This window comes from Betaproteobacteria bacterium (genome assembly GCA_016713305.1).
Taxonomy (GTDB): domain Bacteria; phylum Pseudomonadota; class Gammaproteobacteria; order Burkholderiales.
In genome coordinates this window covers 19705-37244 of record JADJPK010000033.1, presented here as the reverse complement: position 1 = coordinate 37244, position 17540 = coordinate 19705, and the positions used below count along the sequence as shown (strand labels likewise).

Sequence of the window (17540 nt, the reverse complement as noted above, 5' to 3'; positions counted from 1 at the left end):
TGCATTCATGTCCCTCTCCTGTGGAATGGACGCCGGGGTTCCGGTGTCAGAACGTGCTGGGTAGGCACCGCCGTCGATCAGGAAGTTCTGTCCGGTGATATAGGACGCATGCGAACTGCAGATGTAGGCGCACATCGCACCGAACTCGTCCGGGCTGCCGAACCGGCCGGCCGGAATCGTCTTGAGCCGCGTGTTCTTGGCATCGTCGACCGAGATCTTGTTCGTCTTCGCCATGGCTTCGATGCGCGAGAACATGGTGTCCGTGGCGAAGAGGCCGGGCAGGAGGTTGTTGATGGTGACGTTGTGCTGGATCGTCTTGCGGGACAGTCCGGCCACGAAGCCGGTCAGTCCGGTGCGTGCGCCGTTGGACAGCCCCAGGATGTCGATGGGAGCTTTCACCGCGCTGGAGGTGATGTTCACGATGCGGCCGGAAGCCTCGCGAGATCATCCCGTCCACGGTGAGACGGATGAGTTCGATGGGCGTGAGCATGTTCGCGTCGAGCGCCGCGATCCATGTGTCGCGATTCCAGTCACGGAAGTCTCCGGCAGGCGGGCCTCCGGCGTTGTTGATGAGGATGTCGGGAGCGGGACAGGCATCGAGCGCCGCCTGCCGGCCCTCGGGTTTGGTGATGTCGGCGGAGATGACTTGAACGGCTGTTCCGGTCGCGGCCCGGATCTCGGCAGCCGTCTGTTCCAGTGCCTCCTTGCCCCGGGCAATGATGGTGAGTTCAACACCTTCACGGGCGAGCGCAAGTGCGCATCCCTTCCCCAAACCCTTGCTGCCCGCACAGACGATCGCTTTCCTGCCCTTGATTCCCAGATCCACGTTCCGTTCTCCTGCGAAGAAGCGCACCCGTCAAGGGCGCACGTGTCGCTAAATCGCGACTGAAAAGGGCCGTAATGCTGACCCAACGACAAGGGGTTTGCAAACTTTCGATGGTTATAATCCGACCGTTCATGCGTCGCGACAATCCTTGCTCCAGCGCTCCCGGCCCGGCCCCGCTCCGGCGTCTCGGGTGCGCCTTCCTGCTCCTCGCGGTGACCGGGTGCGCGTCCCCTGGCGCCCGCATCGCCGGGGAGACCCGCTGGAGCCCATGAACCGGGCGGTCTACAAGCTCAACGACGTGGCGGACCGGTACGTCGCGAAACCGATTGCCCGTACCTATGACACGCTGGTACCGGAATTCATCCGCACCGGCGTGCGGAACTTCTTCAACAACGTGGACGACGTGTTCGTCGTCGCCAATGACCTGCTTCAAGGCAAGATGACGCAGGCATCCCAGGACAGCGTGCGGCTCGTATCCAACACCATCTTCGGCGGCCTCGGTCTGGTGGATGTCGCCAGCAAGCGCGGTCTCTACAAGAACAACGAGGACTTCGGCCAGACGCTGGGACGGTGGGGCGTCGGTGGCGGCCCGTTCCTCATGCTCCCGGTTCTGGGCCCCAGCAATTTTCGCGATCTGGGAGGCTACGCCGTCTATACCCAGGCCGACCTCGTATGGCGGGTGAACGACGTGCCGTCGCGCTACACATTGGTCGGCTTGCGGGCGGTGAATACGCGCGCGTCGCTGCTCCGGGTGGAAAAGGTGCTGGACGAAGCAGCGGTGGATCGCTACAGCTTCCTGCGGGATGCCTATCTGCAGCGCCGGCTCAATCTCATCTACGACGGCAATCCGCCGCGCAGCCGCACGCAACTCGACGACCCCGACGATCTCGAAGATCCCGGCGAAGGGTCAGCCGACGATCCGAAATCGCCGGATCGTCGCCCGACCCTCGCTTCGCGGATCGAGCATGCTCAGACCGGGGAGATCCGCGCGATCCGCCAGCATCGGTGGATGGACTGGTTGCGGAAATCCTCCGGAATCGTCTTGAGCGAGATGTCCGATACATCGAAACCCGGCATGGTTGCCTCGAATCGAAATCCGCGAAGGTTCGTGGAGAAGTACGATCTCTCCGTCCGCCGCCAGCACCCCGGCGCAGGCGAGCAGCAAAGGCTCGATGGTCGCGCTGGACGTCGAAGACGCCGTCCATCCGCTTCGAATTGGAGAATACCGGGGATCCAGACGATCAGGTCGAAACGTTCTCCGGCTTCCCGCGCCATCTCCAGCCACCGGCGCACGTCCTCCCGCTCGAATCGGTGCTGTTCTCCGGAGAGCCCGTTGAGCGCGAAATTGCGCCGGGCCCACTCGAGATAGGTATTCGAGAGATCCACGCTGGTCGTTGCGCGCGCCCCGCCGGCGGCGGCGAAGACACTGAAGCTACCCGTGTAGGAGAAAAGATTGAGCACCGCCTTGCCATCGGCGAGCGCCCGCACCCGCGAGCGGAGGGGGCGATGGTCCAGAAACAGCCCCGTATCCACGTAGGTCTCGAGGTCCACGAGAAACCTGAGCCCGCTCTCCTGCACTTCGAACTCCGTCCGGCGACCGCCTTGCCTCTCGTGCTGCTCGACCCGCCGGTCCACCTTGAGGCGTACCCGGGCCGTGACGTCGGTACGCGGGAGACCCAGCGCGCGGGCCGTCCGTTGCGCCACTTCTTCCAGCCAGTCGTCCGAGACGTCCTCGCGGACTCGCGCATATTGCTGAAGCAGCGCGCGCGGCCCGTACACGTCCACGACAAAGGCGAGCTCCGGAATGTCGCGGTCGTACACGCGGAAGCAGTCGGTCGGGAACTGCCTGGCCCACTTGCGCAGGTGCCGGAATCGCCGCGTGACACGGTTCTCGAAGGCATCGAGCAACTGCGCGGGATCTGCCATCAGCCCGCCTTCGCCGCGCGCCCGCGCGTCGTCAGAAAGATGCCGCCGAAGATGAGCGCCATCCCGGCAAAGTGGAAGGCTCGCGGAGGTTCGTCCAATACCAGCGTCGAAAGGATGATCCCGAACACGGGCACCAGGTGCACGAAGATGCCCGCGCGCGTCGGCCCCACCGCGCTCACCCCGCGGTTGTAGCAGACGAACGCCACCACGGATGGAAACACGCCGTAGTACGCCAGGGTCGCGGCGGTCGTGGTGGACAACGAGAACCGGGCGCCGCCCGCGAGCTCGAATGCGTACCAGAAGGCCAGCATGGGCCAGCCGAACACGAGGATGGTCGCAAGGAAGGTCAACATTCCCATGCCGCCGGGACGGAAGCGCAGCAGCACCGTGTGCAGCGCCCACAGCACCATGGCGATCAGAAGCCAGACATCGCCGCGATTGAAATCCAGTGCCTGGAGCGCCTGCATGTCGCCTTTCGCCACGATCACGACCACGCCCAGCAAAGAGGACAGGATGCCGATCATCTGCCGCGCGGTCGTGCGCTCACGCAGCAAGACCCAGGCGATCGGCGGAATGAAGACAGGCACCACCGAATTGAACAAGGTCGCATTGGTGGCCGTGGTCATGGTGAGTGCGATGTAGCACATCGTGTTGAACAGGCCGATACCGACCAGACCCAGCAGGGTCAGCACCGCCATGCCCGCGCAATGTCGGCGCGTTTCGACCACACATCACGATAGGTGAACGGAAGGATGAGCAGGAAGGCGATGGTCCAGCGCCAGAACGACATGGCCACCGGCGGAATCTCCGCCCGCATGGCTCGCCCGACGACCAGATTCCCCGCCCATAGCATGCTCGCCACGCAGAGCAGCACGTAGGGAGACCGCCAACCCGCAGCCGGCGGCGTCGACATCAGTTCAGTCGCGCCGCGGCCTTGCGCATATCCAGCACGCGCGTGCGGATCTTCGATGCATCCGTCGCCTCCGGTTCCTGGCGCAGGTAGGCCTCGAAGTCGTGCAGCGCGGCACGGAAGCACTCCAGTTCCTGATAGACGAGCCCCCTGTCCCGAAGCTCCTGGGGCGTGTCGGGCACAACCTGCACCAGCCATTCGATCACGGTCAGTGCGTGGCTCCAGTCCTTCGCCTTGAGAAAGATCGCCTTGAGATTGCGCAGCATGCGGGCGACGATCTCGCGGGCATCGGCCGTTTCAAGATACTCGGCCACGGAATCGAGCTTGACCGATGTGCCTTCGGACAGCTGCAGCCGCTCGTGCAGATCTTCCATCGATAGAGAGACGCCGCGGTGGTAGGCATCGATCACCACCATGCCGCCCTCCACGTGGCACTTCACGAGGAAGTGGCCGGGGAAGGAGATCCCTTCCATTTCGAGGCCCAGTGTGCGACCCAGCCGGATGTAGAGAATGGACAGCGTGATGGGAATGCCGCACTTGCGCTCCAGCACGTCGTTCAGATAGCTGTTGCGCGGATCGTAGTATTCCCCCGTCTCGGGCCCGTAACCCAGTTCTCCGTAGAGATAGTCGTTGAGCTCGGCCAAACGCTGCTCCACCGTACTATCCGCCTCGAGGCGCTGGCGGACCGTTTCTGCCATGGCGTCGATTCTGGTCAGTTCGCGCACGACGTCGAGTTCCGGGTATTGCGTCCGCGCAATCAGCAGCGCCGCCTCGGCGAGATCGGCGGTATCGTCCGGCGAATCGATGAGATCCAGCAACCGCTGCGGTACGGGGACAAGCATCAGCAGGAACCTACCGGCGTGTCGTCGGTGTTCCAGGTCGCGGTGCCAGCAGAGCCGCCACCGGTCGCCGGGGCGCATTGCGCGCGGTGGTCGTGGCCCTTGCCGCGGGCGCGGGCGACGCCGGGCTGGCCGCCGGAGAACCGGCGCGCGGCTCGTACGGCTGCTGAAAGAACGGATCCTCGGGGACCTTGGACCGGGGAACCGGCGAACGCGGCGAGTCCGCCCGCGACTCGGAACGCGAGTCCGGGCGGGAGCCCCCTCCACCGCCGGGACGCTCCTGACGGCGCGTGGCGGCGGAACCGTCGAATCCGTCCAGGTGACGCTCCGGAATCTTGGTCTTCAGCAACTTCTCGATGCGTTCCAGGAGTTCCTGCTCTTCGCGGCTCACGAGCGATATCGCCTCGCCAGCCTGGCCTGCACGGCCGGTTCTTCCGATCCGGTGGACGTAGTCTTCGGGCGTATGCGGCAGCTCGAAGTTGATCACACACGGCAGTTGTTCGATGTCCAGGCCCCGGGCGGCGATGTCGGTCGCGACCAGAACACGGACCTTGCCGTCCTTGAAGTCCTGCAGGGCCTCCATCCGCTCGGCCTGCGTGCGATTGCTGTGAATCGCCGTCGCATTGAGGCCGTCCCGCACGAGCTGGTGCGCGAGGCGGTTCGCCCCGAAGCGGGTCCGAACGAAGACCAGCACCTGCCTCAGTTCGAGATGATTGACGAGCCGGGCAAGCATTTCCCGCTTGGCAGACTCCTGCACCCGGTAGACCGAGTGAGTCACGGTCTCGGTCACGGAATTGCGACGGGCGACCTCGACCAGGATCGGATCGTTCAACAGTCCGTCAGCGAGCTTGCGGATCTCTTCGGAGAAGGTGGCCGAGAACAGGAGGTTCTGTCGAGCCTTGGGCAGGAGAGACAGGATTCGCTTGAGGTCGGGCATGAACCCCATGTCGAGCATCCGGTCCGCCTCGTCCAGGATCAGGAACTCCACCTGTCCCAGTTGCACGGTCTTCTGCTGCACGTGGTCCAGCAAGCGTCCGGGCGTGGCCACGAGAATCTCGACACCTGCCCGGAGGTCCTGATCTGGGGATCGATATCCACCCCGCCGAACACGACGGTGCTGCGCAGAGAAAGGTACTTGCCGTATGCGCGGACGCTTTCCCAGACCTGGGCCGCGAGTTCGCGCGTGGGTGTGAGGATCAGCGCCCGGACCGGATGCCGGGCCGGCGACATGCTGGTATTGCCGTATCCCTTCAACCGCTGCAGGAGCGGAAGCGTGAACCCGGCCGTCTTGCCCGTGCCCGTCTGGGCTGCGCCCATGACATCCTTTCCCATCATGATGGGTGGAATCGCTTTCGCCTGGATCGGCGTGGGCTCGGTGTAGCCCTGGTCTTCAATGGCTCGCAGCAGCTCGTCTGCGAGTCCGAGTTCCTTGAACTGCATGCAGGGGAGGTCTCTACTCGACGAAAGGCGGGTCGGACCTCGCCGCGACGGGGCGGGGCCGGAAAGGGAACAGCATTCGAACGCTCATTCGAACAAGATGTTACCCCCACGGATGACCGCGGACAAAGCATTTCGTTCAGTGCGGCTGTTGCATTTGCCGCCGCGGCGGTCCTTTTCCTCAAGTGTCTCGCGCTACCGCTTCCCGGTAGGCATGCCATGAGGCGTGCCCGATCAGAGGTCCGGTGATGACCAGTCCCAGATACCACGTGAAGATCCCCGCGCCGATCAGAAGAACGATCAACCCAGCCCACAGCAGCATGACCCTGAAGTTGCTGCGCAGGACGTTGAAGCTGGTGATCATGGCTGTCAGGGTGTCCATGCCGTGCCAGTCGAGGAGCATGGGGACCGAGACCACGCTCGTGGCGAACACCAACAGTGCAAAGCCCAAGCCGGCAGCGCAGTACGCGGCCATGAAGACCCACCCTTCGGGGGTGGAGGCCAGTTGCGCGAGCAGCCCGCCTTCGTAGGGAAGTTCGCCCGTGAAGAATAGGGCGACCACCACCACGGACACCCGCACCCACACCGCCAGCAACAGCGCCAGGATCAGCGCGTAGAAACCGATGGCCGGGGCATTGGCCTGCCACGCCACCAGCGTATGTGAGAACTTGAGCGGCCTGCCCTGCTCGCGCGTGCGGCTGATGTCGTACAGGCCGATGGCCAGAAACGGTGCGACGAGCAGGAACCCTGTCACCAATGCCAGCTCCAGGGCGGCCACACCGACGAAGCTCTGCAGAAGCAGCCCCATGATGGCGAACACCCCGCCATAGAAGAGGCTGGGCCCGGGCGCGGCCTTCATGTCGGCCACCGCCTTGTGAACCCATCGCCATGGCGCTCCCGAGGCGACCTGCCGGACCTTCGGAACGCTGATGTTGTCCCGTTCGGACAATTCGCTCGGCTGGCTCATCACCCCTCCCCTTTGTCTGGCGGGATATTGCGGCGGATAAGGCGGCCGATCAAGCTCGGGCGCGTTCCTCCAGATCCTGCCACTGCGCATAGGCTTCCGCGATCTCGCGCTCCAGCTGGGCATAGCGTTCCTGGGACTGCTTCACCCGCCCTGGGTCCGTCCGGTAGACCTCGCCATCTGCCAGCACCGTGGAGAGCTCGGCCAGCTCGCTTTCCATGGATTCGATGCGTCCCGGCAGTGCCTCCAGGTCTTTCTTTTCCTTGAAGCCCAGCCCGGACCTGGCTTGACGGGGCCGAGTCTGCCTTTCGGCTTTCTGCACCTCAGCGGCCGGAATCCTCTCCACCGGCGCGGGGCGCTGCCGGAGCCAGTCGTCGTAGCCCCCCACGTATTCCTTCAAGGCTCCGTCGCCTTCGAATGCAATGACTTCCGTGACCGTGTTGTCGAGGAACTCCCGGTCATGGCTCACCAGAAGAACCGTGCCCTCGTACTCCGCGACGAGCGCCTCGAGCAGTTCCAGCGTCTCGATGTCGAGATCGTTCGTCGGTTCGTCCAGCACCAGCACGTTCGCCGGGCGGGCGAACAGGCGGGCGAGCAACAGGCGGTTGCGCTCCCCTCCGCTCAGCGACTTCACGGGCGATCGAGCGCGCTGCGGCGCGAACAGGAACTCGCCCAGATAGCTCATCACGTGCTTCCTGGTCTTGCCGATTTCGATCCAGTCCGAGCCGGGGCTGATGACGTCGGCCACGCTCGCCTCAGGATCGAGTTGTGCCCGGAACTGATCGAAATAGGCGACCGACAACCGGGTGCCATGGCGCACGTGTCCGGAGTCCGGTTCGATCTCCCCCAGCAGCAGCTTGATGAAGGTGCTCTTCCCTGCGCCGTTGGGCCCCACCAGGCCAATCCGGTCTCCCCGCATGATCCGGCCGCTGAAGTCGCGCACCACCACGCGGTCACCGAACGCCTTGCCGACGTGCTCGAACTCCGCGACGAGCTTTCCGGAGCGTTCGCCTTCGTCCAGTGCGAGCGTGACCTTGCCCATGCGTTCCCGCCGCTCGGCCCGGGAGATGCGCAGCCCCTCCAGCCGCCGCACCCGGCCTTCGTTTCGCGTGCGCCGCGCTTCCACGCCCTTGCGGATCCACGCTTCCTCCTGCGCAAGGACCTTGTCGAACTTGGCGTTCTCGATCTCTTCCTGCTCGAGCATCTGTTCCTTGCGCTGGCGATACTCCGAGAATCTGCAATCGAAAACACGCAGCCGGCCACGGTCGAGTTCCAGGATCCTCGTCGCCACCTTGTCCAGAAAGCGCCGGTCATGGGTGACGACCAGCACGGCACCGTTGAACTCCTGCAGCACGCCTTCCAGCCACTCGATGGACTGGATGTCCAGATGATTCGTCGGTTCGTCGAGCAGCAGCAGATCGGGTCCCAGCACCAGCGCCCGCCAGTGCCACCCGCTTCCGCTGACCACCCGACAACGTCTCGGTGGCGACATCCGCGTCCAGTTCCAGTCTCGAAATCGTCGCCTCGACCTTCGCCTTCAGACTCCAGCCATCGCCGGCTTCCAGCACCGACTGGATCTCGGCAAGGCGCTCCAGGACCGCACCAATGTCATCGCCCGCCGTGGACGCTCGATGGGCCAACTCGTGGTACTCCGTGATCGCCGTGCGCACGGCACCCGACCGCTCCGCGACGGGCTCGAGCACGGGGCTCCCGGCGGCGATTTCGGGCTCCTGGGGGACCCATGCGATACGAGCCTCCGGCGAACGCCAGATCTCGCCGTCGTCGGGCGGTTGCAATCCGGCAACCACCCGCATGAGCGTGGACTTCCCGGTGCCATTGCGGCCGATCAGTCCAAACCGGTCGCCACGGTCGACGACGAGGTCCAGGTGGTCGAGGAGCGGCACATGGCCGTAGGCTTGAGAGATTCCGGTAAGCGTGAGGATCGGCATGTCAGTCGGTGGGACGCCAATGGCGCCCGGAGAGATTCATGGAAGACAGGCGCCAGAGGTCGGGCCCGGATGCACCCGGCCAGCGCCGGCGTGAGCGACGGCCCGTCAGGGCGTTTTCTTCGGCTGCCTGCAGCAACGCGACGGGTTGAATCGAGAGGGTGTGCGCCTGTGTCCCGAACCACAATTGACCATCCTGGATCGTGCACTGAAAGCCGCCATGTTTCTCTCGGCCAGCGCCGCCATGGCCTGAGTCGCCTCGGGCGGGATGTTGATCACGGAAAGGTTTGACACTCGGCTCAGGTCACCGCCGTTCTGCCGCCACCAGACATCCACGCCCCGTCCACCGTAGGTATACACGCGCACCCTGGGGGAACGTCCCGACGCCTTGCGCAGCCGCTTGGGATCCGGCAACCCGACGTCGATCCACTGCTCGATCGCACCGGTGTAGTCGCGCCAGAGATCCGGCTCTTCGTCGGTGCTGAGCCCCTTGCCGAATTCGAGTCGTTCGCCGGCGTTGAGCGCAAAGGCAAGGATGCGCACCATCATGCGCTCGTCCGTTTCGGACGGATGCCGCGCCACCGTCAGGGAATACGTGCCGTAGTGCTGCCGGTCGAGGTCCGACACCTGCAGATCGGCCTTGAAGATCGTCGATTTGAGAGCCATGACGCATGATAGGCGATGGAGCCTTGCGCGTCTCGGCTACAATCCTCGACCTCGCGCCCCGGTAGCTCAGTGGATAGAGCAACCCCCTCCTAAGGGGTAGGTCGCACGTTCGATTCGTGTTCGGGGCGCCAAGTAGAACAAGGGCTTATCCCTTTGTCCCACGTCACCCGAGAGCCTTCCATCACACACCCATCACACTTGGGGTGTGACATGGCAAGCATCAGGCAGATGGCAAGTGGTAAGTGGCAAGCTCAGGTCCGTCGTCGCGGCATCAAACCCGTCGTTCGCAGTTTCGGAAACAAGACGGATGCAACCCGCTGGGCTCGGCAACTAGAGGCCGAACTAGACCGGGGTGTGTTCGTGGACCGTTCAGAGGCGGAACGGACTTCCCTCGCAGTTCTAATCGACCGTTATCTTGCCGAGGTGACCCCCGCGAAGAAATCCGCCTCCCGGGAACGTCTCACCCTTAGTGCCCTGCGCAATCAGTTCGGCGCGTTCTCACCGGTGACGCTGCGCCCCACGCACATATCTGAGTACCGGGACGCCCGTATCGCGGCCGGACTGGCAGGGGCGACCGTCGTGAAGGAACTCAATACGCTGTCGCACGTGCTGGACGTTGCCATCAAGGACTGGGGCATCGCGCTGCCGATGAATCCGGCCAAGCAGGTCCGCCGCCCTCAGGTTGCCCGGGGCCGTGACCGGCGACTGATGCCCGGTGAAGAGGAACGCTTGCTGGCTGCATGCGGTGCTAGCCGTGCGCCAATGCTTGCGTCTGCCGTTCAAGTCGCTCTCGAAACGGGCATGCGGATGGGGGAAATTCTGGCTCTTGACTGGCGCCATATCGACTTGGCGAGCCGCGTCGCCACTCTGATTGCCACTAAAAACGGAGAGGTCCGCCAAGTGCCACTTTCGACGGCCGCAGCGACGAGCATTTCACGTCTTCCACGCAACCTCACCGACTCGCGCGTGTTCTGGACGTGGGCGCGGGCAGACAGCTTGGAAAACGCTTGGCGACGGGCCGTCAGTGCAGCGGGCTTGGTTAATTTTCGATTCCACGACCTACGCCACGAAGCCGTTTCCCGACTTTTCGAGCGCGGGTTCAATCCTATGGAAGTGGCGTCCATCAGTGGTCACAAGACACTACAGATGCTTAAGAGGTACACGCACCTCAAGGCGCATGAACTGGTGAAAAAACTAGCCTAAGGCAACTGACCAAGCGCCAGACTAGGCCGACGGGCCGAAAAGCGGGACACCTTCGCCCGCCTGTCTGGGGCTCCCGACGAAGGACGCACCAGAAGGAATGCGCATGGGAAAGGCTCGTGAAACCCGTTGGCAGAAATGGCAGCTCATGCGGGAGGTCAAGGTTTGGGAGGCTGTCGGACTGTCCCTGAACGTCGAGCCGCAGTCGATGGAGGCGGACCGAGATGGCTGGATGGCGGCGGGGTCCGGCCGCCACCCATTCCGAGAAGGCGATGAATTCGATGACCGAGTTACAGTGCTTCTTTCTCATCTGAGCGACCCGACGCACTTCTCCGCAAGCGCTCTTTCTCTGTCCTACCCGTATCTGCATGGCGTGCGGCTTTCTGAGTTCGCTACATGGGCGACCCGGGTAGCGGCTTGGTCAGTTCCACCAGAACTGGCCGCACTCGCCACAGAGCCGCCGATTGCTGGCTCCAATCAAAGACCGCCGCCCCAACAACGGTATCAGGAGGAGTTACTCCTAGAAGCCATACGCGCCCTCGGGTTCGACCCAACCTCCCTCCCGGAAGAGTAAGGGCGGGCAGCCTGGAGTGAAGGCAGAGGTACGCAGCGCGTGAACCTGTCGACTGGGGTGTTCAATAAGGCGTGGGAACGGCTGCGAAACTCGGAAGAGATACGAGACGCCTAGTAAAGGGCGCTCCTCCCCCATGCCCTACCCCAAATTGGGGGAACACCCCCCTTGCGGGGAGGATAGTTGGAGAAGTTAGATGCGTTCCTCGCCGTGTAGACGGCTTCCCTTGGAGCGCATCCCATGCCTTCTATCCCCCCGGTCTTAGCCGAGATTGCTGCCGGCCGCGACCACATCACCACCTCCGAGTTCGCCCGAGCAACGATTCGGGCGAGTCAGACTATTCGCAAGAACTACTGCCTGACCGGCGAGTGCTTCGGCATCAAGCCGATTAAGGTCGGCAACACCCTGCTGTGGCCGGTCGCGGACACGGCGGCCTTGCTCTCCGGGGAGGGCCGCAAATGAAAGGCCCCGCACACCTTGGCAGAGGCGTCGGGGCCGGTGGTATCGGTCAGGGGGAACTGTTCGAACCACCTCCATTTTCGCCCACCTACCCGAAACCTTCAACGCTTGCGGGCGAAGCGCTGGCGCTCCTTCTCGCGGGGCGCACTCTGACCCATCCGGAGTTCGAGGAGCGTACCAATAGCTGGCGCCTGAGCGAGCCGATTCGCGCGCTACGCCATGACTTCGGCTGGCCCGTCGAAACCATCGAAATACCCGCGCCCACTACGGAGAGGCCGCGCCGTTTCATCGCGGAGTACAAGATGCCCGATTGGGTGCTGCGTATCGTTGGAGGCGCCCATGCACGATAGAGAACGAGCGCTCAGTGCGCTCTACGCATTGGACTCCGCGTGCGACCGCAATACGCGCGTGCGTGTGAGCATGGCCGCGAAGGCGGCAGGACTGCATCGTGAGGACTTCATCGATTGGCGCCGGCAGGCCGGTGACCTGCACAACGAACGCGAGTGCGCCTGGGTCTGGGATTCGTCCAAGGACGGAAGCATCGGACCCGGCACCTTGTACCATGGCGCTTCAGGCAGGCTGGCAGGACCCCACGAAACAGCGCAGGCGCGACCGAAGCGCTCGCAAAGTGGCGAAGCCCGTCCAGCCGGTCTCGACGCCGCACAGCGCGCCTCAGAAGCCCACCGGCGAGGTTGCGGAACTGTGGGGGAGGTTCCTCTCGGCGACACCTTCGCATCCCTACATAGTCGCGAAAGGTGGCATGGCTCACGGACTGCGGGTCGTCCCGCCCGGTGACCCGCTTATCGTCAGCGGGCAATCGGTCGCGGGATGGTTGGCCGTGCCAGCAATGACGCCGGATGGCATCCTGCACACCATGCAGTTGATACCGCCGCCCGGGACCGGGAAGAAACTCAACTTGCCGGGCGCATCGTTCGGAGATGGGTTTTTCCTTGTCGGAGACGAAGCGAAGACTGGCCGCCTATTCGTCGTCGAGGGCATCGGGCAGGCGTGGGCATGCGCCCGGGCGACCGACGGCAATGCAGTCGTGGCGTTCGGCGCCGGCCGCCTCTCGCGCGTTGCGGAGGTGGTGCGGCAAGCCTATCCGGCACGGCAGGTGTGCATCGTTCCCGACCGGGGCAAAGAGGTTCAAGCGGCAGAAATCGCGCGCGCTATCGATGGCGAGCGGGTCGAACTGCCCGACGACAAGCCGGCGAACTATGACGCCAACGACTACGCCACAGACTACGGGGACGCGTCCCTCGCCGCCTTGCTTGCGAACCCGAAGAGACCAGAGCGCCGGTACAAACTGCTGGCGGCCGGAGACCTCATGTCAATCCCACCGCTTCGGTGGTTGGTGCGCGGAGTGGTCCCTGCCTCTGGCCTATGTTGCATCTTTGGCCCCAGTGGTTCCGGCAAGAGTTTTCTGGCCCTCGACATGGCGGCCACCGTCGCGGCAGGTGCCCCATGGTTTGGGTATCGGGTCACCGGTGCGCCCGTGGTCTACGTCGCCCTGGAGGGGGAAGCCGGCATTCGCCAGCGGGCGAAAGCATGGCAGGCCCGCCGTGGACACGATGTCCCGCAATCCCTGCGCTTCGTCCTACAGCCCTTCGACCTGCGGCGTACCGACGATGTGGCGGAACTGGCGGACGCCATCATCGCGACGGGTGGTGCGGGCGGAATGGTGATTCTCGACACGCTGTCGCGTGCCTCCAGCGGTGCGGACGAGAACAGCAGCAAGGACATGGGCGAACTCATCGACGCTGCCAAGGCATTGCAGACACGCCTTGGCGGCGTCGTGCTCTTCGTCCATCACAGCGGGAAGGACCAGACCAAGGGCCTACGCGGGCATTCCAGCCTGCATGCGGCGCTCGATGCCGTAATAGAGGTAACTCGTTCAGAAGGTCGGCGGGAATGGCGCATCGCCAAGAGCAAGGACGACAGCGACTCCGCAGCGCATGCGTTCCGACTCGACGTGGTCCACCTCGGCACCGACGACTACGGTGACCCCGTCACTTCCTGTGCCGTGGTGCGCGACGAAGGCGCAGGAGAGGTCCGGCGCACGCTGCCGCCGAAGGCCGGTAATCAGCGGGTGGTGTGGGACGCATTCGGTGAACTCGGGCGCCAGCGGGAAGCGATACGGCCGCGAGATGCCCCCGACCGTGCGCCTTTCGGAAGGCCCGTGGTACCCCTTCAAACGCTTCTGGACGAGGTCCGTGACCGGCTCGCGTGCAACCCCAAGCGACGTGCCGAGCGCGCACAGCAAGCCATCACCGGCCTACAGAGTCGGGGACTGTTGGACGTTGGCGGGGGGTACGTGTGGGCAAGATGACAACTTCCCGCGATTCCCGAAATGGCCCGGTTCGGGAACTGCCGCAGTTCGCGATTCCCGCCCCCTATACAGGGGCGGGGAGCGACGGGAGGACGTGGCGGGAAGGAAGGTCGATGGACGAACTCATATGCCGAGAGGAACTGAGATGCCGATGAAACCCCGAGGCAGTGGGAAGCCCAAGCGAAACGAGGTCGCCCTCGTTATCGAGAATGCCAACGACAACGCAGACGATGTGACTGCACGGACGCTGACCCGTCCGGAGGTGCAAGCCGCCGCAGTAATCCAGCGGTTCGAGGGTGACAATCACGACGTCAACGCCCTCGTTCGCGAACTCACCGCACAGGCGGACGCAATACGGCGCGGAGACCTGGGGCGCGTCGAGACCATGCTGATTGCACAGGCGCACACCCTTGACGAGATTTTCGCGAACCTGAGCCGCCGGTCGCACGCCAACATCGTCAACGGCTACGGCGATGCCGCCGAGCGATACATGCGGCTGGCCCTGAAGGCGCAGTCTCAGTGCCGTACGACCCTTGAGACCTTGGCGGAAATCAAGAACCCGAAGCCGGTCGCGTTCGTGGGGCAAGCCAATTTCGCGAACGGACCGCAGCAGGTGAATAATCAGCGGGATTTCGCGACCAGTTCGCGCGGGCGCGTGCGCGCGGAAGACTCCGGGAATTCGATGAACGAAGTATTGAACAATCGACGGTTAGAGAACGGGGGCTTGAATGACAACGAAGTTGGTCCGCGCGCTGATGGTCTTGGTATTCGTTCCGCTCACAACTGTTGCCCAAGATGAGCCCATCGCCATGTTCTTCTTCCAGGATGTTTCGTGTGGGGCATGGGTCAATTCCGCCAGCGAACCATCGGGCCGGGCTCAGTACATTGCGTGGTTTCGTGGGGTGGTCACGGGTTACAACTTTGGGAATCCTGGAAATCAAGTTCCGCTAGGCCGTATGCCGAACGGAGAGACGCTCAGTCTCTACATCGACAAGTACTGCCGAGACCATCCTCTCCTCCGCTTTACGGATGCGGCGTTTTCCCTAGTGCGTGAACTGAGAGACCGCAGAGAACGACGATAGACCCGACGGCAGGCGCATTGTCGCCGCCCCCTGAACGCCGATGTGCGCAGACCGTCCGACCGTGCGAGAGGCAAACAGTGAGCGCCGAGCACGTAAAGCATGACCACGGCTGGAGCCCCGAGCGGCGGGCCAGCCAGGCTGAGGCAATTCGACGCTGGAAACCATGGGCAAAATCGACCGGTCCGACAACCCCTTCGGGTAAGGCCACCAGCGCAAAGAACAGCAAGAAGCACGGCCAATCGACCCGGGAAGCCCTGGACGCTGTCCGGCAGTTGCGGCGCTACTTGCGGGAATTCACGGCTGGGGACTGAGCCCCGCGCTCCCATCACACCGCCATCACACTTCCATCACACTCAACACTTGAGAATGCGTCGAAACGGGGTTAACTTTCGACCTGCCGGGGCCTTCCTTTTTTCAACCTAGGTGTTTGATGGAAATGGCTCAATCGACGTGTCCCTCGGCCTCGCGCCCCGGTAGCTCAGTGGATAGAGCAACCCCCTCCTAAGGGGTAGGTCGCACGTTCGATTCGTGTTCGGGGCGCCAATCCGACGGACTGTGCATGTTCGCCACGCCGTCCCGCCGGGACGCTGGACGCATCGCAGCCGTTTCCGTCTCCGGAGGACAAGTGACCGGAACCTCCTTGCATCGCATCGACCGGGGACACGGTCTGCCCGTTCTTGTCTTCATCCACGGCTTCACCTGCAGTTCGTCCGACTGGGCGCCTCAGGTCGAGGCCTTGTCGGAGCGGTATCGTTGCATCGCGCTCGACCTGCCCGGTCACGGGCGATCGCGAAGCCCGGCCGATCCGACCCTGCGATCTCTGGCAAACGCGGCCAACGACTGCCTCGACTCGCTGCGCATCGATGAAGCCGTGCTGATCGGACACAGCATGGGTTGCCGGATGGTCACGGAAATGTACGCGCATTCTCCAGCTCGTGTACGCGGTCTCGTTTACGTGGACGGGAGCCTCCTCACCCAAGCATCGCCGGACGATGCGGTGGCCCAGTTCGAAGAGATCATCGGACGCATCGGCATGGGCGAGTTCCTGCGCAGGTTGTACGAGGGGTTCTTCGTGGCCGACACACCTGAGGGCGTCCGGTCCACCGTGCTCGAACAACTGCCGCGTGTGGATCCGGCGTTCGCACGTTCTCTTTGGCTGGACCTGGTGCGATGGGACGCCTCGAGATACCGGTCCCTGCTGCCGACAATCGCCGTACCGACCCTGGTCATCCAGTCCACGTATCTCGACGCCTCGACCAGGCGCTCGTCTCTCGAACCTGGGCAATCGCAACCCCTGGCTCGAGGAGCTGTCGCGCTCTATCCCGGATGTCCGCATCGCAGTGATTCCGGGGATCGGGCATTTCCGATGACCGAGGCGCCGACCGCACCAACGAACTGATAGGTGCCTTCACAGAATGGATCGCTCGGGGCCGCCCATGACTCTTTCGTCGTTCACTCCGCCGCCGGGCGTTCCTGCGGCCATCCCGGTTCCGGTCTCCTTCATTTCTGCCAGCCGCGCTTTTTCGGTCGCCCCAGCCATGATCGACTCGAAGGTCTCCCACGCTGTCCTGCTGCGCCAGCCGTAATACAGGAACGCCGCGACTCCACTGAGCGCGACGATGGCCGTTCCGGACCGTCCTTCAACCGGTCGGACAGCATGACGACGGCTGCACTCCCGACGACCACGGACCACGAAATGGCTGCCTGTGTCCTGAGCACCCGGTGAAGCCACTCGATCGACCGATCCGGGATTGCCGGAGTGGGATACGGAGAAGCACGGCGAGCCGCGCCCGAAGTTTGATGAGCAAGTTGTTTCATGGGGGAGCCACAACGACTGAATCGGGAAAGAAACGAGAAACGTCCTCGAGAAAACCCTCGGCAGGAAGATCCCGCGCGACTGAACCGGACCACGGGCTCATTTGGCACCACTCCCGTTTCCAGCGAATGTCAGCAGATCCTCTCGCCTTTGGTCCGGCCGGACTCAGGGGACCGGATGGACGCTGCATTCGGCCGAGCCCCAGGGCGGTGTTCCCGCGAAGGGGACGTTGGTCCGGAAACCGGGACCGCTCGCCCACTGATCTGATCGAACTACGAATTCTCTGAACGTGCTCACTACCGTGTAACGGCCGCTTGGGAGACTCCGGGTATCAAATCGTGGGAGGCTTGCATGGGGACCCTCAAGATGCTTTGCCGGGAGTGGGCGTTTCGCCTGGCGGGCGCGGTGGCTCTTCTCTGGATCTCGGCGGCTGCATTCGCCGCCGACATGGTGCCCTACCTTCAGGCGGCCTCCTCCACTTCCGTCTACGTCACCTGGAAAACGGCGGCCGCTGCGACGTCCATCGTCGAGTACGGCCCGGCCGGAGGCACCCTCAATCAGCAAACGTC

The 17540-nt window shown here is 63.8% G+C and carries 10 protein-coding genes, 2 tRNA genes and 6 pseudogenes; 9 read left to right on the top strand and 9 right to left on the bottom strand.

The features are described from left to right. Positions 1-57: 57 nt before the first annotated feature. Positions 58-826, bottom strand: a pseudogene (locus tag IPK20_26085) (SDR family oxidoreductase). 131 nt (positions 827-957) lie between these two features. On the opposite strand from IPK20_26085, the pseudogene IPK20_26080 reads away from it, so the two are divergent. Next, a pseudogene (locus IPK20_26080) lies at positions 958-1706 on the top strand (VacJ family lipoprotein). Positions 1707-1795: 89 nt separating this feature from the next. Here the strand turns inward: IPK20_26080 and IPK20_26075 are convergent. The 8 genes and pseudogenes from IPK20_26075 to IPK20_26040 form a co-directional block, all read right to left on the bottom strand. After that, the gene (locus IPK20_26075; protein ID MBK8019798.1) at positions 1796-2752 is read right to left on the bottom strand and encodes a class I SAM-dependent methyltransferase; all 957 of its coding nucleotides are present in this window, start codon (positions 2750-2752) and stop codon (positions 1796-1798) included. Then, on the bottom strand, positions 2752-3450 hold the full coding sequence (locus tag IPK20_26070) for a DMT family transporter (GenBank protein ID MBK8019797.1): 699 nt from the start codon (positions 3448-3450) through the stop codon (positions 2752-2754). The genes IPK20_26075 and IPK20_26070 overlap by 1 nt, the downstream gene beginning before the upstream one ends. Next, complete coding sequence (locus IPK20_26065; GenBank protein ID MBK8019796.1) at positions 3438-3665, bottom strand: EamA family transporter; 228 nt, start codon at positions 3663-3665, stop codon at positions 3438-3440. Before IPK20_26065 ends, IPK20_26070 begins: the two co-directional genes overlap by 13 nt. Continuing rightward, positions 3665-4504, bottom strand: coding sequence for a tetratricopeptide repeat protein (locus tag IPK20_26060; protein ID MBK8019795.1), 840 nt, complete (start codon positions 4502-4504; stop codon positions 3665-3667). The genes IPK20_26065 and IPK20_26060 overlap by 1 nt, the downstream gene beginning before the upstream one ends. 10 nt (positions 4505-4514) lie before the next feature. Beyond that, positions 4515-5941 (bottom strand): annotated as a pseudogene (locus IPK20_26055) (DEAD/DEAH box helicase). Between the two features lie 178 nt (positions 5942-6119). Then, positions 6120-6905: a DUF2189 domain-containing protein gene (locus tag IPK20_26050; GenBank protein MBK8019794.1), complete on the bottom strand. Its 786-nt coding sequence runs from the start codon at positions 6903-6905 to the stop codon at positions 6120-6122. Between the two features lie 49 nt (positions 6906-6954). Further along, positions 6955-8851: pseudogene (locus tag IPK20_26045) on the bottom strand (ATP-binding cassette domain-containing protein). A 1-nt stretch (position 8852) separates the two neighbouring features. Beyond that, a pseudogene (locus tag IPK20_26040) lies at positions 8853-9514 on the bottom strand (YaeQ family protein). A 55-nt stretch (positions 9515-9569) separates the two neighbouring features. On the opposite strand from IPK20_26040, the gene IPK20_26035 reads away from it, so the two are divergent. The 8 genes and pseudogenes from IPK20_26035 to IPK20_26000 all read left to right on the top strand — a co-directional run bounded on the left by IPK20_26035 (position 9570) and on the right by IPK20_26000 (position 16554). Next, positions 9570-9645 (top strand) — tRNA-Arg (locus tag IPK20_26035). Between the two features lie 79 nt (positions 9646-9724). Beyond that, on the top strand, positions 9725-10717 hold the full coding sequence (locus IPK20_26030) for a site-specific integrase (protein ID MBK8019793.1): 993 nt from the start codon (positions 9725-9727) through the stop codon (positions 10715-10717). An 808-nt stretch (positions 10718-11525) separates the two neighbouring features. Continuing rightward, positions 11526-11747: a hypothetical protein gene (locus IPK20_26025; protein ID MBK8019792.1), complete on the top strand. Its 222-nt coding sequence runs from the start codon at positions 11526-11528 to the stop codon at positions 11745-11747. Further along, complete coding sequence (locus IPK20_26020; GenBank protein MBK8019791.1) at positions 11744-12094, top strand: hypothetical protein; 351 nt, start codon at positions 11744-11746, stop codon at positions 12092-12094. Before IPK20_26025 ends, IPK20_26020 begins: the two co-directional genes overlap by 4 nt. Beyond that, positions 12084-14073 (top strand): annotated as a pseudogene (locus IPK20_26015) (AAA family ATPase). Before IPK20_26020 ends, IPK20_26015 begins: the two are co-directional and overlap by 11 nt. 145 nt (positions 14074-14218) lie before the next feature. After that, positions 14219-14872 (top strand): hypothetical protein, encoded by a 654-nt coding sequence (locus IPK20_26010; protein ID MBK8019790.1) that lies wholly within the window; start codon positions 14219-14221, stop codon positions 14870-14872. Between the two features lie 750 nt (positions 14873-15622). Further along, positions 15623-15698, top strand: a tRNA-Arg gene (locus IPK20_26005). A gap of 82 nt (positions 15699-15780) precedes the next feature. Continuing rightward, entirely contained in the window at positions 15781-16554 is a 774-nt protein-coding gene (locus IPK20_26000) for an alpha/beta fold hydrolase (protein ID MBK8019789.1), read from the top strand. Positions 16555-17540 lie beyond the last annotated feature (986 nt).

What these genes read in the sequence shown, in the direction of transcription:
- IPK20_26075 (MBK8019798.1), bottom strand. Translation starts at nt 2,752, where the DNA reads ATGGCAGATCCCGCGCAGTTGCTCGATGCCTTCGAGAACCGTGTCACG.
- IPK20_26070 (MBK8019797.1), bottom strand. Translation starts at nt 3,450, where the DNA reads ATGGCGGTGCTGACCCTGCTGGGTCTGGTCGGTATCGGCCTGTTCAAC.
- IPK20_26065 (MBK8019796.1), bottom strand. Translation starts at nt 3,665, where the DNA reads ATGTCGACGCCGCCGGCTGCGGGTTGGCGGTCTCCCTACGTGCTGCTC.
- IPK20_26060 (MBK8019795.1), bottom strand. Translation starts at nt 4,504, where the DNA reads ATGCTTGTCCCCGTACCGCAGCGGTTGCTGGATCTCATCGATTCGCCG.
- IPK20_26050 (MBK8019794.1), bottom strand. Translation starts at nt 6,905, where the DNA reads ATGAGCCAGCCGAGCGAATTGTCCGAACGGGACAACATCAGCGTTCCG.
- IPK20_26030 (MBK8019793.1), top strand. Translation starts at nt 9,725, where the DNA reads ATGGCAAGCATCAGGCAGATGGCAAGTGGTAAGTGGCAAGCTCAGGTC.
- IPK20_26025 (MBK8019792.1), top strand. Translation starts at nt 11,526, where the DNA reads ATGCCTTCTATCCCCCCGGTCTTAGCCGAGATTGCTGCCGGCCGCGAC.
- IPK20_26020 (MBK8019791.1), top strand. Translation starts at nt 11,744, where the DNA reads ATGAAAGGCCCCGCACACCTTGGCAGAGGCGTCGGGGCCGGTGGTATC.
- IPK20_26010 (MBK8019790.1), top strand. Translation starts at nt 14,219, where the DNA reads ATGCCGATGAAACCCCGAGGCAGTGGGAAGCCCAAGCGAAACGAGGTC.